Annotated in this window: 13 protein-coding genes; 10 read left to right on the forward strand and 3 right to left on the reverse strand. The window is 63.0% G+C overall.

Annotation, left to right across the window (positions count from 1 at the left end):
* Nucleotides 1-553: 553 nt before the first annotated feature.
* The 7 genes from hslV (at nt 554) to G7009_RS24310 (ending at nt 8,285) form a co-directional block, all read left to right on the forward strand.
* On the forward strand, nt 554-1,084 hold the full coding sequence (gene hslV / locus G7009_RS24280; protein ID WP_158458616.1) for an ATP-dependent protease subunit HslV: 531 nt from the start codon (nt 554-556) through the stop codon (nt 1,082-1,084).
* Nucleotides 1,085-1,160: 76 nt separating this feature from the next.
* Nucleotides 1,161-2,504: an ATP-dependent protease ATPase subunit HslU gene (hslU, locus tag G7009_RS24285; RefSeq protein WP_181132575.1), complete on the forward strand. Its 1,344-nt coding sequence runs from the start codon at nt 1,161-1,163 to the stop codon at nt 2,502-2,504.
* Nucleotides 2,505-2,599: 95 nt separating this feature from the next.
* Nucleotides 2,600-2,977, forward strand: coding sequence for a gamma-butyrobetaine hydroxylase-like domain-containing protein (locus tag G7009_RS24290; RefSeq protein ID WP_181132576.1), 378 nt, complete (start codon nt 2,600-2,602; stop codon nt 2,975-2,977).
* Between the two features lie 340 nt (nt 2,978-3,317).
* Nucleotides 3,318-4,997 (forward strand): class II poly(R)-hydroxyalkanoic acid synthase, encoded by a 1,680-nt coding sequence (gene phaC / locus G7009_RS24295; protein ID WP_181132577.1) that lies wholly within the window; start codon nt 3,318-3,320, stop codon nt 4,995-4,997.
* 58 nt (nt 4,998-5,055) lie between these two features.
* Nucleotides 5,056-5,907 (forward strand): poly(3-hydroxyalkanoate) depolymerase, encoded by an 852-nt coding sequence (phaZ, locus tag G7009_RS24300; RefSeq protein ID WP_181132578.1) that lies wholly within the window; start codon nt 5,056-5,058, stop codon nt 5,905-5,907.
* Nucleotides 5,908-5,976: 69 nt separating this feature from the next.
* Nucleotides 5,977-7,659, forward strand: coding sequence for a class II poly(R)-hydroxyalkanoic acid synthase (phaC, locus tag G7009_RS24305; RefSeq protein ID WP_181132579.1), 1,683 nt, complete (start codon nt 5,977-5,979; stop codon nt 7,657-7,659).
* Nucleotides 7,660-7,670: 11 nt separating this feature from the next.
* A complete protein-coding gene (locus G7009_RS24310) occupies nt 7,671-8,285 on the forward strand; it encodes a TetR/AcrR family transcriptional regulator (protein WP_181132630.1) in 615 nt (204 codons plus the stop codon).
* 440 nt (nt 8,286-8,725) lie between these two features.
* On the opposite strand, the gene G7009_RS24315 is transcribed toward G7009_RS24310, so the two are convergent.
* From G7009_RS24315 to G7009_RS24325, 3 genes are all read right to left on the reverse strand, one after another.
* Nucleotides 8,726-9,613, reverse strand: coding sequence for a phasin family protein (locus G7009_RS24315; protein ID WP_181132580.1), 888 nt, complete (start codon nt 9,611-9,613; stop codon nt 8,726-8,728).
* 10 nt (nt 9,614-9,623) lie between these two features.
* On the reverse strand, nt 9,624-10,055 hold the full coding sequence (locus tag G7009_RS24320; RefSeq protein WP_181132581.1) for a phasin family protein: 432 nt from the start codon (nt 10,053-10,055) through the stop codon (nt 9,624-9,626).
* 176 nt (nt 10,056-10,231) lie between these two features.
* Complete coding sequence (locus tag G7009_RS24325) at nt 10,232-10,507, reverse strand: polyhydroxyalkanoic acid system family protein (protein WP_181132582.1); 276 nt, start codon at nt 10,505-10,507, stop codon at nt 10,232-10,234.
* Nucleotides 10,508-10,630: 123 nt separating this feature from the next.
* Between G7009_RS24325 and ubiE the strand changes: the two genes are divergently transcribed.
* The 3 genes from ubiE to ubiB are packed head-to-tail and all read left to right on the forward strand — an operon-like array spanning nt 10,631 to nt 13,628.
* On the forward strand, nt 10,631-11,401 hold the full coding sequence (gene ubiE / locus G7009_RS24330; protein ID WP_181132583.1) for a bifunctional demethylmenaquinone methyltransferase/2-methoxy-6-polyprenyl-1,4-benzoquinol methylase UbiE: 771 nt from the start codon (nt 10,631-10,633) through the stop codon (nt 11,399-11,401).
* Nucleotides 11,401-12,024, forward strand: coding sequence for a ubiquinone biosynthesis accessory factor UbiJ (locus G7009_RS24335; protein ID WP_181132584.1), 624 nt, complete (start codon nt 11,401-11,403; stop codon nt 12,022-12,024). Before ubiE ends, G7009_RS24335 begins: the two co-directional genes overlap by 1 nt.
* Nucleotides 12,021-13,628, forward strand: coding sequence for a ubiquinone biosynthesis regulatory protein kinase UbiB (gene ubiB / locus G7009_RS24340; RefSeq protein ID WP_181132585.1), 1,608 nt, complete (start codon nt 12,021-12,023; stop codon nt 13,626-13,628). Before G7009_RS24335 ends, ubiB begins: the two co-directional genes overlap by 4 nt.
* The last annotated feature ends 5 nt before the right edge of the window (nt 13,629-13,633 follow it).

Genomic DNA, 13,633 nt, shown 5'->3' on the forward strand with positions numbered 1-13,633 from the left:
GTGAGCGGGCTTGCCCCGCGATGAGGCCAGGACAGGTACCCGAGGAATATGGCACGGGCGGCGGCGCTTCGAGGGCGCTGATATCCAAAGGCATCCGCCAGGCGGCCGCTTGTACATCCGACGGTTGGAGTGTCATTTTCGGGACAGCCTTTAGGTATAACCGCATGATGGCCGGCAGCGCAGCGCGTTGAGGCCTTGGCTCTCGAGATCGCTTGTGCAGCTGTCGGCCTCGTCGCGGGACAAGCCCGCTCACCACCTGGTCCGCGTTGCGCTTGCGGTCTTTGTTCGCTTCGGGACAGCGCGGCAAAAAGGGCTAGGCGATCCCGCACAAGCCGCAAGCGCGACGCGGACCAGGTGGTGAGCGGGCTTGCCCCGCGATGAGGCCAGGACAGGTACCCGAGGAATATGGCACGGGCGGCGGCGCTTCGAGGGCGCTGATATCCAAAGGCATCCGCCAGGCGGCCGCTTGTACATCCGACGGTTGAAATCCTCCCCCCCGACCCCATATGAGTCTTCATCAGGCATTTTCGCCCCGCTGCGTGGAGACTCTCCCTTGACTACCATCGTTTCAGTCCGCCGCCACGGCAAAGTCGTCATGGCGGGCGACGGCCAGGTTTCCCTCGGCAATACCGTGATGAAGGGTAACGCCAAGAAGGTCCGTCGCCTCTACCACGGTCAGGTGATCGCTGGCTTCGCTGGTGCCACCGCCGATGCCTTCACGCTGTTCGAGCGCTTCGAGGGGCAGCTGGAAAAGCATCAGGGTCATCTGGTCCGTGCCGCCGTGGAACTGGCCAAGGAGTGGCGTACCGATCGTTCGCTGAGCCGCCTGGAGGCAATGCTGGCGGTCGCCAACAAGGACGCTTCGCTGATCATCACCGGCAACGGCGATGTGGTCGAACCCGAAGACGGCCTGATCGCCATGGGTTCCGGCGGCGCGTTCGCACAGGCCGCGGCTCGCGCCCTGCTGAACAAGACCGACCTCTCGGCACGCGAGATCGCCGAGACCGCCCTGAACATCGCCGGTGACATCTGCGTGTTCACCAACCACAACCTGACCATCGAGGAGCAGGACCTGGCCGAGTGATCAGCTGTTCTGGCGCCCGCCCCCGGTGGTCGGGCTTTTCCACGCTGAATCACTGCGCCCGAGGACCATCATCATTATGTCCATGACCCCCCGCGAGATCGTCCACGAACTCAACCGCCACATCATCGGCCAGGACGACGCCAAGCGCGCCGTGGCCATCGCCCTGCGCAACCGCTGGCGGCGCATGCAACTGCCCGCCGAGCTTCGCGCCGAGGTCACGCCGAAGAACATCCTGATGATCGGCCCTACCGGCGTGGGCAAGACCGAGATCGCTCGCCGCCTGGCCAAGCTGGCCAATGCGCCGTTCATCAAGGTCGAGGCGACCAAGTTCACCGAGGTGGGCTATGTCGGCCGCGATGTCGAGTCGATCATCCGTGACCTGGCCGACGCCGCGCTGAAACTGCTGCGCGAACAGGAAATCGTACGTGTGCGTCATCGCGCCGAAGACGCCGCCGAAGACCGTATCCTCGATGCCCTGCTGCCGCAGGCGCGCGCCACCAGCTTCAGCGAGGAGGCCGCCAGCACGAGCAGCGATTCCAATACCCGTCAGCTGTTCCGCAAGCGCCTGCGCGAAGGCCAGCTGGACGACAAGGAAATCGAGATCGAAGTGGCCGAGGCCGTCGGCGTCGAGATCGCCGCGCCGCCTGGCATGGAAGAGATGACCAGCCAGCTGCAGAACCTGTTTGCCAACATGGGCAAGGGCAAGCGCAAGTCGCGCAAGCTGAAGGTCAAGGAAGCCCTGAAGATGGTCCGCGACGAGGAGGCGAGCCGCCTGGTCAACGAGGACGAGCTCAAGGCCAAGGCCCTGGAAGCGGTCGAGCAGCATGGTATCGTGTTCATCGACGAGATCGACAAGGTCGCCAAGCGCGGCAACGTCGGTGGTGCCGATGTTTCCCGTGAGGGTGTCCAGCGTGACCTGCTGCCGCTGATCGAAGGTTGCACCGTCAATACCAAGCTGGGCATGGTCAAGACCGATCACATCCTGTTCATCGCCTCGGGCGCGTTCCACTTGAGCAAGCCGAGCGACCTGGTGCCTGAGCTGCAAGGTCGCTTGCCGATCCGCGTCGAGCTCAAGGCCCTGACACCGGGAGATTTCGAGCGCATTCTCAGCGAGCCGCACGCATCGCTTACTGAACAGTACCGGGAGCTGCTCAAGACCGAAGGCCTGAACATCGAGTTCGCACCCGAGGGTATCAAGCGTCTGGCGGAGATCGCCTACCAGGTCAACGAGAAAACCGAGAACATCGGTGCTCGCCGCCTGCACACCCTGCTCGAACGCTTGCTCGAAGAAGTGTCGTTCAGCGCCGGCGACCTGGCCAGCGCCCACAGCGAGGCACCGATCCGCATCGATGCCGAGTACGTGAACGGCCACCTCGGCGAACTGGCACAGAACGAAGACCTGTCGCGCTACATCCTGTAACGCGGCGCATTTCAAGCCACAAGTCGGCATGAGCCGACTTGTGGCTTGATGCCCGAAGCTTGAAACTAGGGCCAGACGCCCTAGAGACGAGCCCCATGCCCAGACTCCCTACTGCAATCAATCTTCACAAAGCCTCCAAGACCCTGGGCCTGACCTACGGCCCCGACGAGTCCTACCAACTGCCCGCCGAATTCCTCCGCGTCCACTCTCCCTCCGCCGAGGTGCAGGGCCATGGCTCGCCCATCCTGCAATACGGCAAGATCAACGTCGGCCTGACCGGGCTGGAGCCCGCAGGACAATACGCACTGAAACTGACCTTCGATGACGGCCACGACAGTGGACTGTTCACTTGGGAGTACCTGGAGCAGTTGTGCCTGCGCCAGGAACAGCTATGGGCCGATTATCTGGATGAGCTGCGCAAGGCAGGCAAGTCCCGTGATCCGGCCGAGACGGTAATAAAGCTGATGCTCTAACACGGCATTTCCGGACACTGACGCGCTTTTTTTGCGTCCGATCTGCTTGAATGCCTGCTAGACAGCCAATGAGTGACTGTCTTGCGCATTACATCAAAGTCGGGTAACCAATGGAGCTGGCAAGTTCCCTGCATCGTCTGACGGGCAGGACCGGGCCGAGCTGCCAGGTCGCGTGCAGAACAGCTCTTGCGTCTGTCGCAAGACTGCCCGCCCTGCACGCAGGTCGGTCGCAGCACCGCTGTTCGTCATCATTGGTTACCCGAGCAGCAGTACCGGGCCGTTGTCTGTGTACCCCTCCACAGCCAGCCGGTACTCGTCTCAGGACAACGGAGCGTCGCGGATGAGTAGCAAGAACAACGATGAGCTGCAACGTCAGGCTTCGGAGAACACCCTTGGCCTGAACCCGATCATCGGCATACGCCGCAAGGACCTGCTGAGCACGGCACGCACCATCATGCGGCAGGCCCTGCGCCAGCCCTTGCTCAGCGCCAAGCACGTGGCCCATTTCAGCCTGGAGCTGAAGAACGTCCTGCTGGGCAGTTCCACCTTGCAGCCAGAAAGCGACGACCGCCGGTTCAACGACCCTGCCTGGAGTCAGAACCCGCTGTATCGCCGCTACCTCCAAGGCTATCTGGCCTGGCGCAAGGAACTGCATGACTGGGTCGGCAACAGCGATCTGTCGCCCCAGGACATCAGCCGAGGCCAGTTCGTCATCAATCTGATGACCGAAGCCATGGCCCCGACCAATTCCATGGCCAATCCCGCGGCGGTCAAACGCTTCTTCGAGACGGGTGGCCAGAGCCTGCTGGACGGCTTGTCCAACCTGGCCAAGGACCTGGTCAACAACGGCGGCATGCCTAGCCAGGTGAACATGAACGCCTTCGAGGTAGGCAAGAGCCTGGCGACCAGCGAGGGCGCCGTGGTCTACCGCAACGACGTGCTGGAGCTGATCCAGTATCGGCCGATCACCGAGCAGGTGCATGCCCGCCCGCTACTGGTCGTCCCGCCACAGATCAACAAGTTCTACGTCTTCGACCTCAGCCCCGAGAAGAGCCTGGCGCGCTTCTGCCTGCGCTCCCAGCAGCAAACTTTCATCATCAGCTGGCGCAACCCGACCAAGGCGCAGCGTGAGTGGGGCCTATCCACCTACATCGATGCGCTCAAGGAAGCGGTCGATGCGGTGCTGGCGATCACCGGGAGCAAGGACCTGAACATGCTCGGCGCCTGTTCGGGAGGTATCACCTGCACGGCTCTCGTCGGTCACTATGCGGCGCTGGGGCAGGACAAGGTCAATGCCCTCACGCTGCTGGTCAGCGTGCTGGATACCACGCTGGACACCCAGGTCGCCCTGTTCGTCGATGAGCAGACCCTGGAAGCGGCCAAGCGACACTCCTATCAATCGGGCGTGCTCGAAGGCAGCGACATGGCCAAGGTCTTCGCCTGGATGCGCCCCAACGACCTGATCTGGAACTACTGGGTCAACAACTACCTGCTTGGCAACGAACCGCCGGCGTTCGACATCCTTTTCTGGAACAACGACACCACTCGCTTGCCCGCGGCGTTCCACGGCGACCTGATCGAGATGTTCAAGAACAACCCGCTGACCAGGCCGCAGGCCCTTGAAGTCTGCGGCACGGCCATCGACCTGAAGCAGGTTCGATGCGACATCTACAGTGTCGCCGGTACCGCCGACCACATCACGCCCTGGCAGTCCTGCTACCGTTCGGCACACCTGTTCGGCGGCAAGATCGAATTCGTTCTTTCCAACAGCGGCCATATCCAGAGCCTTCTCAACCCCCCAGGCAATCCCAAGGCGCGCTTCATGACCAGTACGGAGCAACCCGGTGACGCGCTGGCCTGGCAGGAAAATGCCATCAAGCACGCCGATTCGTGGTGGCTGCACTGGCAGTCCTGGCTGGGCGAGCGCGCCGGTGAGCTCAAGAAGGCACCTACGCGCCTGGGCAACCGCACCTTCGTCGCGGGCGAGGCGGCACCGGGAACCTACGTCCACGAACGTTGAGCATTGCGCCGTGTCGCCGCGGGCGCCACGGCGACTTCTCCATCACAGGGTTTCGCGCATGCCGCATCCGTACATCTTCAGAACTGTCGAGCTGGACAATCAGTCGATCCGCACCGCCGTGCGTCCTGGCAAACCACACCTGACGCCCTTGCTGATCTTCAACGGCATAGGGGCCAATCTGGAGCTGGTGTTTCCCTTCATCGACGCGTTGGACCCGGACCTCGAAGTCATCGCCTTCGATGTGCCCGGGGTCGGCGGTTCGTCCACACCGAGACAGCCTTATCGCTTCCCTGGCCTGGCCAAGCTGACCGCGCGCATGCTGGATTACCTGGACTACGGCCAGGTCAATGTCATCGGTGTGTCCTGGGGCGGGGCCCTGGCACAGCAATTCGCCCATGACTACCCCGAGCGCTGCAAGAAGCTGGTGCTGGCCGCCACGGCGGCGGGCGCTTTCATGGTGCCCGGCAAGCCCAAGGTACTGTGGATGATGGCCAGCCCTCGCCGCTACGTGCAGCCCTCGCATGTAATCCGCATCGCGCCCATGATCTATGGCGGCGGCTTTCGGCGAGATCCGAACCTGGCCTTGTCACACGCGGCGAAGGTGCGTTCGGGCGGCAAGACCGGCTACTACTGGCAGCTGTTCGCCGGGCTGGGCTGGACCAGTATCCACTGGCTGCACAAGATTCAACAGCCGACCCTGGTACTGGCCGGTGACGACGATCCACTGATCCCGCTGATCAACATGCGTCTGCTGGCCTGGCGAATTCCCAATGCCCAGCTACACATAATCGACGACGGCCATCTGTTCCTGATCACCCGGGCAGAAGCCGTCGCCCCGATCATCATGAAGTTTCTCCAGCAAGAGCGACAGCGCGCGGTCATGCATCCCCAACCTGCCCCTGGGAGATGATGCGCGTGCACTGACCACGTCTGCGCAAGCTGTACGTGGAAGGATGGCCAGACGACGGAGTGTTGCGCTATGAAGGAAAGATCGGCCGGGGGAACGACAGACGTCCCCGCCATAACGATGAACGTGCAGAACGCGATGACCGGCCTGCGCGGTCGTGACCTGATATCGACCCTGCGCCATGTCGGCGCGCACAGTCTGCGCAATCCCGTGCACACCGCCCGGCACATGCTTGCCCTGGGGAGCCAGTTGAGCCGGGTAATGCTGGGAGACACGCTGCATCAGCCCAATCCCCGCGACAAGCGTTTCAGTGATCCGACCTGGGAACAGAACCCTCTGTACCGGCGCGGCCTGCAAGGCTATCTGGCCTGGCAGAAGCAGACGCGGCTGTGGATCGAGGAAAGCAGTCTGGCACCCGATGACCGCGCCCGGGCGCAGTTTCTGTTCAGCCTGATCAACGATGCCTTGGCGCCAAGCAACTCACTGCTCAACCCTCTAGCGGTCAAGGAACTGTTCAACACGGGGGGGCAGAGCCTGGTCAAGGGCTTGAGGCACCTGCTGGACGATCTGCGTCACAACCAGGGTCTGCCGCGCCAGGTGGACCCCGAGGCCTTCCAGGTCGGCGGCAATCTGGCCGTGACGCCGGGTGCGGTGGTGTTTCGCAACGAGCTGCTCGAGCTTATCCAGTACAAGCCGATGAGCGAGAAGCAGTATGCCCGCCCCCTGCTGGTGATCCCGCCGCAGATCAACAAGTTCTACGTCTTCGATCTCGGACCGACCAACAGTTTCGTCCAGTACATGCTCAAGAACGGCCTGCAGGTTTTCATGGTCAGCTGGCGCAACCCGGAGGCCAGGCACCGTGACTGGGGGCTGTCGAACTATGTCCAGGCGCTCGAAGAGGCCCTGAACGCCTGCCGCAGCATCACCGGCAGCCGTGACCCGAACCTGATGGGTGCCTGCGCGGGAGGGTTGACCATGGCGGCCCTGCAGGGGCACCTGCAGGCCAGGCAACGACTCAAACGGGTGCGCAGCGCCACATACCTGGTGAGCCTGCTCGACTGCGAGTTCGACAGCCCGGCCAGCCTGTTCGCCGACGAGGAAACCATTGAAGCCGCCAAGCGGCGGTCCTATCAGCGAGGCGTACTCGATGGCGGCGAAGTGTCGCGAATCTTTGCCTGGATGCGGCCCAACGACCTGATCTGGAACTACTGGATCAACAACTACCTGCTTGGCAAGACGCCACCAGCCTTCGATATCCTCTACTGGAATGCCGACAACACTCGGTTGCCGGCTGCGTTTCATGGCGAGTTGCTGGATTTCTTCAAGCTCAACCCTCTGGTCCACCCGAATCGCCTGGAAGTATGCGGTACGCCGATCGATCTTCGGCAGGTCGACCTGGACAGCTTTACCGTGGCGGGCAGCAACGACCACATCACGCCTTGGGATGCGGTCTACCGCTCGACCATGCTGCTGGGGGGCGAGCGCCGTTTCGTGCTGGCCAACAGCGGACATATCCAGAGCATCATCAACCCGCCGGGCAATCCCAAATCCTATTACCTGGACAGCACTGCCCTCGCCAGCGACCCACGGGCCTGGCTCCATGACGCCACACGCTACGAGGGGAGCTGGTGGCCGGCCTGGCTGGGGTGGATAGGCGAGCGCTCGGGAGCGTTCAAGGCGCCGCGCAAGGAACTGGGCAATGCCAGCTATCCACCGCTGGATGCCGCGCCCGGCACCTACGTGCTGGCGCGGTAAGCATGGCGCGGATAAAGACTCGAGAACGCATCCTCGACTGCGCCCTGCAGCTGTTCAATCAGCAAGGCGAGCCGAATGTCACGACCCTGGAAATCGCCAACGAGCTAGGGATCAGTCCGGGCAATCTGTATTACCACTTTCACGGCAAGGAGCCGCTGGTGCTGGGCCTGTTCGAGCGTTTCGAAGAAGCCCTGCTGCCCTTGCTCGATCCACCTCTGGAGGTGCGCCTGGATGCAGAGGACTACTGGCTGTTCCTGCACCTGATCATGGAGCGCATGGCCCAGTACCGCTTTCTGTTCCAGGACCTCTCCAACCTCACCGGCCGCCTGCCTACCCTGGGCCGCCGCATCCGCAGCCTGATCAATGCCCTCAAACGCACGCTGGCCGCCCTGCTAGCCAGTCTCAAGGCCCAGGACCAGGTGGTCAGCGAAACGCAGGCGCTGGGTCAGCTGGTGGAGCAGATCACGCTGACACTGCTGTTTTCGCTGGATTATCAGCGGGTATTGGCCAGAGAGGGCGATGTGGGGGTGGTGGTGTATCAGGTGATGATGCTGGTGGCGCCACACCTGCGGCCAGGGGCACGGCGGGCGACGGAGCAAGTGGCGGGCAAGTATCTGCAGGGATAGGCGGGAATTTGACCGAGTTGGGAGCATGGGGTTGGATGGCGCGATAGCTGCCAGGTGCATGCTGTCAGGTTTTGTGGCGTTTTTGAGATCGAGCGCCGCTTGGGCAGCGCATTGCGAGCGAGCCGGCCTCCTGGCAAACCCCAATGCCAGTCGGCAAGGAAAAACATTCGACTTTCAAATGCTGAGGCTTATCTTTCGGCTTCTGAAATCTTCCTTGAAGCTCATGGCCTCGTCGCGGGACAAGCCCGCTCACCACCGGGAGCCTGCCTCGCTGCACCGCGTACTGGTGGTGAGCGGGCTTGTCCCGCGATGCGCCGCGCGAGCGGCGCTCGGTTTCGAGAGCGCCAAAAGCCTACTGGCATGCCCCTGGCAGCGGCAGCACGATCATAATCGCCCTCATCGCAGGGTGCCGTACTGGCCTGCGATAGAGGGCGGTGGCCTCAGCCCTGACTGGCCGAGCTTTCCGAAGTCGACGGGGCGCTGCCGGAATTCGCGGTGCTTGCGGCGGGTGCCGATTCAGCCTCTGCTGCCGATTGAACAGGCACATCAGCAACCACTTTGGAAGGCGACTTTCTGGCTGCCGGTTTTCTGGCTGCCGCAGGCTTGGCCGCGGTGGTGGAGGCGGACTTGCTCGCGCCAGACTTGCTCGCGGCAGTCTTGGTGGACGCTGTCTTGCTGGTTGCAGCCTTGGTAGTGCTGCTGGCCCTGGCAGTTTCTGCCTTGGAAGTACTGCTAGCCTTGCCGGTTTCTGCCTTGGCCGACGCCGGCTTGGCCGCCGCTGCGCGGGTGGTCGCGGGTTTTGACGCCGCTGCCTTGGGTGCTGCTTTTGCCGAGGAACGGGTCGATGCCTTGGCAAGTGGCGTGGCGGCTGCCGTATCGGTGGCCTCGGACCTGGTGGAGATCGGCGTCACCGAAGCGCCCGTGAGCTTCTCGATCTGCTTGGTCAGCGTATCGACCTGCTGATGCAGCGCCCTGATCTCGTTGCGACTCGGCACGCCGAGGCGGGAGATGGCGCTGTTCAAGCGCTTGTCGAAGGCCTCTTCCAGCTCGCCCCACTTGCCCAGGGCGCGCTCTTTGACATCGGAAACACGCGAGGACGCCGACCGCGCGCTGTCCCTGGCATCGTCCTTGGCCGATTCGGCACTCTTCCTGGCCTGCTTCTCGGCTTTTTCGCCATCCTTGACCAGAGAGTCGAACAGCTTGCTGCCGTCCTGATCGACCTTGGAGTAGATACCCAGGCCCGCCAGCCAGATCTTGCGAGAATACTTTTCGATCCCGCCGACCCAGGAGCCATTGCTCTCTTTCTCGGTACTCTTCTTGCCAGCCATCCTGATCTCCTTATTGTTTGCGCGAGACGCGCGCGAGCAACGCCGTCAGCTCTTCAAGCTTGATGGACAATGTCTCCACGTCATGTTTAGACGGGATACCGACGCGATTCAAGGCACGAGCGACCCGCGCATCGAATGCTTTTTCGATCTTGTCCAGACGAACCTCGAATCGACCCCGCACCGCGGTCAGTTCCCGCTCGGTCTCGTTGAGTTGGCTGTTGGCAGCGTCCAAGCCATGGTCCACGGCCTTTTCGATACGCTTGCCGCCGCGTTTCTCAACGCCTTCGCCGGCTTTGATCAGCTCCTGGAAATAGTCGACGCCTTCCTGGCCGGCACGGGTGTAGGCACCCAGGCCCGCGAGCCAGATCTTGCGCGCGTAACCGCGCACCTCGCCCAGGGTACTGTTCGGGACTTCTTTTTTCCTCAGGGTGACTCTGGCCATGCTCTGCACCTCGCGCTCATTGATGGGAAAGGCTCGAACACAAGGTAGGCAAAAAAATTAGAATGCACACCCTAGGTGCGGCCGGCTAGGTGTGGCCGGCCAGGTGCGGCTGCGAGGAGCGGCCGGTGGCAAGCGTGAGCGGGACCGGACGGCACCGCTCGGAGAGTAACGCTCGCTCAGGCCAACGCCTTGTCCAGGGCGCGCTCGATCTCGCTCTTGATCTTGCCACTCATCATCGACAGCATCATGCCCAGCTTCAGGTCGACCCGGATGCTGTCGTCCTCGATCTGGATGCTGCCGTTGGCGCCGCTGTGCGAGATGTCGACGCGATCGCCCTGCCAGTCGGCCTTGAGATCGTACTCGCGGGACAGTTTCTCGACCAGGGTTTCTGCCTTGGCACGCGCGGCCTCGCGACCGAGGCTGTGTTTGCGTTCGACGCTGATCTGGGTCATGCGAAAATTCCTGGGTATGAAGACATACTCGCATTATGCCCGCACCCGTCCAACGGTACACCCTGCCAAGACAAATCCGCCCGATCACCCTAGAATGGCGATAATTTTTCTCGGTGAATCGATATGAACGACCAGCGCAAAGACGACCACGCCGAACCCAGCACCCATTTCGGCTACAAGAACGTGCCGGAAAGCCAGAAGGCGGCGAAGGTCGCCGAGGTCTTCCACTCCGTGGCGGCAAAGTACGACCTGATGAACGATGTCCTGTCCGGTGGCATGCACCGGTTGTGGAAGCGCTTCACCATCGAACTGTCCGGCGTGCGCACCGGCAACCGTGTACTGGATATCGCAGGTGGCACGGGCGACCTGGCCGCCAAGTTCGCCCGCCTGGTCGGCCCCACCGGCCAGGTCGTGCTGGCGGACATCAACAGTTCGATGCTCAAGGTCGGCCGTGATCGCCTGCTCGACCGGGGCGTGGCGGGCAATATCGAGTTCGTCCAGGCCGATGCCGAAAAGCTGCCCTTCCCGGACAACCATTTCGATTGCGTGACCATCGCCTTCGGTCTGCGCAACGTCACCCACAAGGAAGACGCCCTGCGATCCATGCTCCGTGTCCTCAAGCCCGGCGGCCGCCTGCTGGTGCTGGAGTTCTCCAAGCCGACCAATACGCTGATGTCCAAGGCCTACGACGCCTACTCGTTCGCCTTCATGCCGCTGGCCGGCAAGCTGATCACCAATGACGCCGAGAGCTATCGCTACCTGGCCGAGTCGATTCGCATGCACCCTGACCAGGAAACGCTCAAGAGCATGATGGTGGACGCCGGTTTCGACCGCGTCACCTACCACAACATGACCAGCGGCATCGTTGCCCTGCACCGGGGCATCAAGCCCTGATGTTCCTGGCCGGCCTCCTCGCCAGCGTCGAACACGGTCTCAACCGTGTCCTGCGCATGGACAGCACGGCGCTGCCGCGACTGGGCGCGCTCGAAGGCAAGGTGATTGCCATCGACTGTCGTCAGCCGTCACTGCAGGTCTTCGTCGTGCCGGATGAAGAAGGCCTGATGCTCGCCGCGCACTGGGAAGGCGAGGTCGATTGCACCTTGCGCGCACCTGCCGGCAGCCTGGTCCAGCTGGCATTCGCCAGGGACAAGAACGCCGTCTTGCATGCTCCGCAGGTCGAGCTGCGCGGTGACACCGCCGTACTGCTGGACCTGTTCGGCATACTCCAGGACCTGGAGCTGGACTGGGAATACGAACTGTCGCGCTGGCTGGGCCCTGTGCCTACCGCGCTGCTCGCCGGCCACCTGCGCCTGCGCGCGCGCTGGACCCGCGAGGGCCTGGCCCGTTTCAACCAGAACCTGTCCGAATACCTCGCCGAAGAGTCTCGAACTCTGGTAGGCCAGCGTGAAGCCGAAGCGGCCTTCAGCGAACTCGATGCGCTGAAGGTCGATATCGAACGCCTCGAGGCGCGTATCCAGCGCCTTGCCCGATCCCTTGATACCAGCGATAACGCATGAAGCTGCTCGCCGTCCGCCGTCTGTTGCGCATCCAGCGCGTCGTAATCCGTTACCGACTCGATGATTTGCTGTTCGACCTGCCCCTGCCCTGGTGGCTGATGGGCCTGCGCCTGTTCATGCCCTGGCGCTGGCTGCCGCGCAAGCCTTCGCCGCTGAGCCGTGGCGCGCGCCTGCGCATGGCGCTGCAGGACCTCGGGCCGATCTTCATCAAGTTCGGCCAGCTGCTTTCCACTCGCCGCGACCTGCTGCCCACGGACATGGCCGATGAGCTCATGCTGCTGCAGGACCGGGTACCGCCCTTCGATCCGAAGAAGGCCGTGGCCCTGATCGAAGCGCAACTGGGAGCCACGGTCGGCGAGGTGTTCAGCCGGTTCGACGTCGAGCCGCTGGCTTCGGCCTCCGTGGCCCAGGTGCATGCCGCGCGGCTCAAGAGCGGCGAGGAAGTGGTGGTCAAGGTCGTGCGTCCCGGTCTCAAGCCGGTGATCGCCCAGGACCTGGCCTGGCTGTTCCTGATCGCCAAGGGTGCCGAGCGTGTGTCCGCCGATGCCCGTCGCCTGCACCCGGTCGAAGTGGTCAACGATTACGAGAAGACCATCTACGACGAGCTGGACCTGCTGCGCGAGGCGGCCAACGCGAGCCAGCTGCGACGCAATTTCGAAGGCTCGGACATGATGTACGTGCCTCAGGTCTACTGGGACTGGTGCCGCCCCAAGGTACTGGTGATGGAGCGTATCTACGGCGTGCCGGTCACCGACCTCGCAGCCTTGGCCGACCAGCGCACGGACATGAAGATGCTGGCCGAACGCGGTGTCGAGCTGTTCTTCACCCAGGTCTTCCGTGACAGCTTCTTCCATGCCGACATGCACCCGGGCAACATCTTCGTCAGCACCGTGAAGCCGTGGAGCCCGAAGTACATCGCCATCGATTGCGGCATCGTCGGCAGCCTCACGCCCGAGGACCAGGATTACCTGGCACGCAACCTGTTCGCTTTCTTCAAGCGTGACTACCGTCGTGTCGCCCAGTTGCATATCGACTCCGGCTGGGTGCCGGCGCAGACCAAGCTCAATGAATTCGAGGCGGCTATCCGCACCGTGTGCGAGCCGATCTTCGAAAAGCCGCTGAAGGACATTTCCTTCGGCCAAGTGCTCATGCGCCTGTTCCAGACCGCCCGGCGCTTCAACATGGAGGTCCAGCCGCAGCTGGTGTTGCTGCAGAAGACTTTGCTCAACATCGAAGGCCTGGGCCGTCAGCTCTACCCCGACCTGGACCTGTGGAGCACCGCGCAACCGTACCTGGAACGCTGGATGCGCGAGCGCATGAGCCCCAAGACAGTATTGGGCAACCTGCACAGCCAGGTCGAGCAGTTGCCGCACCTGGCCGGCATGACCCGCGACCTGCTTGAACGCCTCTCGCAGCCGCACCTGAAAGACCCGAAGATGCCGCGCCAACGTGACCACGACGGCTGGGCACTGCGCCTGCTGGGTGCGGGACTGCTCACGGGCGGCGCGACCCTCGCGGTGGGCGCGGCCAGTCTGAGCGCCCCGGCTGCCTGGCCGGCATGGCTGATGCTGGCCGCGGGTCTCTACCTGGTCGTGCGCCGATAGCCAGC

Source organism: Pseudomonas capeferrum, assembly GCF_013523055.1.
GTDB lineage: Bacteria > Pseudomonadota > Gammaproteobacteria > Pseudomonadales > Pseudomonadaceae > Aquipseudomonas > Aquipseudomonas capeferrum_A.

What these genes read in the sequence shown, in the direction of transcription:
- phaC (WP_181132579.1), top strand. Translation starts at nt 5,977, where the DNA reads ATGAAGGAAAGATCGGCCGGGGGAACGACAGACGTCCCCGCCATAACG.
- G7009_RS24320 (WP_181132581.1), bottom strand. Translation starts at nt 10,055, where the DNA reads ATGGCCAGAGTCACCCTGAGGAAAAAAGAAGTCCCGAACAGTACCCTG.
- hslU (WP_181132575.1), top strand. Translation starts at nt 1,161, where the DNA reads ATGTCCATGACCCCCCGCGAGATCGTCCACGAACTCAACCGCCACATC.
- ubiE (WP_181132583.1), top strand. Translation starts at nt 10,631, where the DNA reads ATGAACGACCAGCGCAAAGACGACCACGCCGAACCCAGCACCCATTTC.
- phaZ (WP_181132578.1), top strand. Translation starts at nt 5,056, where the DNA reads ATGCCGCATCCGTACATCTTCAGAACTGTCGAGCTGGACAATCAGTCG.
- G7009_RS24315 (WP_181132580.1), bottom strand. Translation starts at nt 9,613, where the DNA reads ATGGCTGGCAAGAAGAGTACCGAGAAAGAGAGCAATGGCTCCTGGGTC.
- ubiB (WP_181132585.1), top strand. Translation starts at nt 12,021, where the DNA reads ATGAAGCTGCTCGCCGTCCGCCGTCTGTTGCGCATCCAGCGCGTCGTA.
- G7009_RS24290 (WP_181132576.1), top strand. Translation starts at nt 2,600, where the DNA reads ATGCCCAGACTCCCTACTGCAATCAATCTTCACAAAGCCTCCAAGACC.
- phaC (WP_181132577.1), top strand. Translation starts at nt 3,318, where the DNA reads ATGAGTAGCAAGAACAACGATGAGCTGCAACGTCAGGCTTCGGAGAAC.
- G7009_RS24335 (WP_181132584.1), top strand. Translation starts at nt 11,401, where the DNA reads ATGTTCCTGGCCGGCCTCCTCGCCAGCGTCGAACACGGTCTCAACCGT.
- G7009_RS24325 (WP_181132582.1), bottom strand. Translation starts at nt 10,507, where the DNA reads ATGACCCAGATCAGCGTCGAACGCAAACACAGCCTCGGTCGCGAGGCC.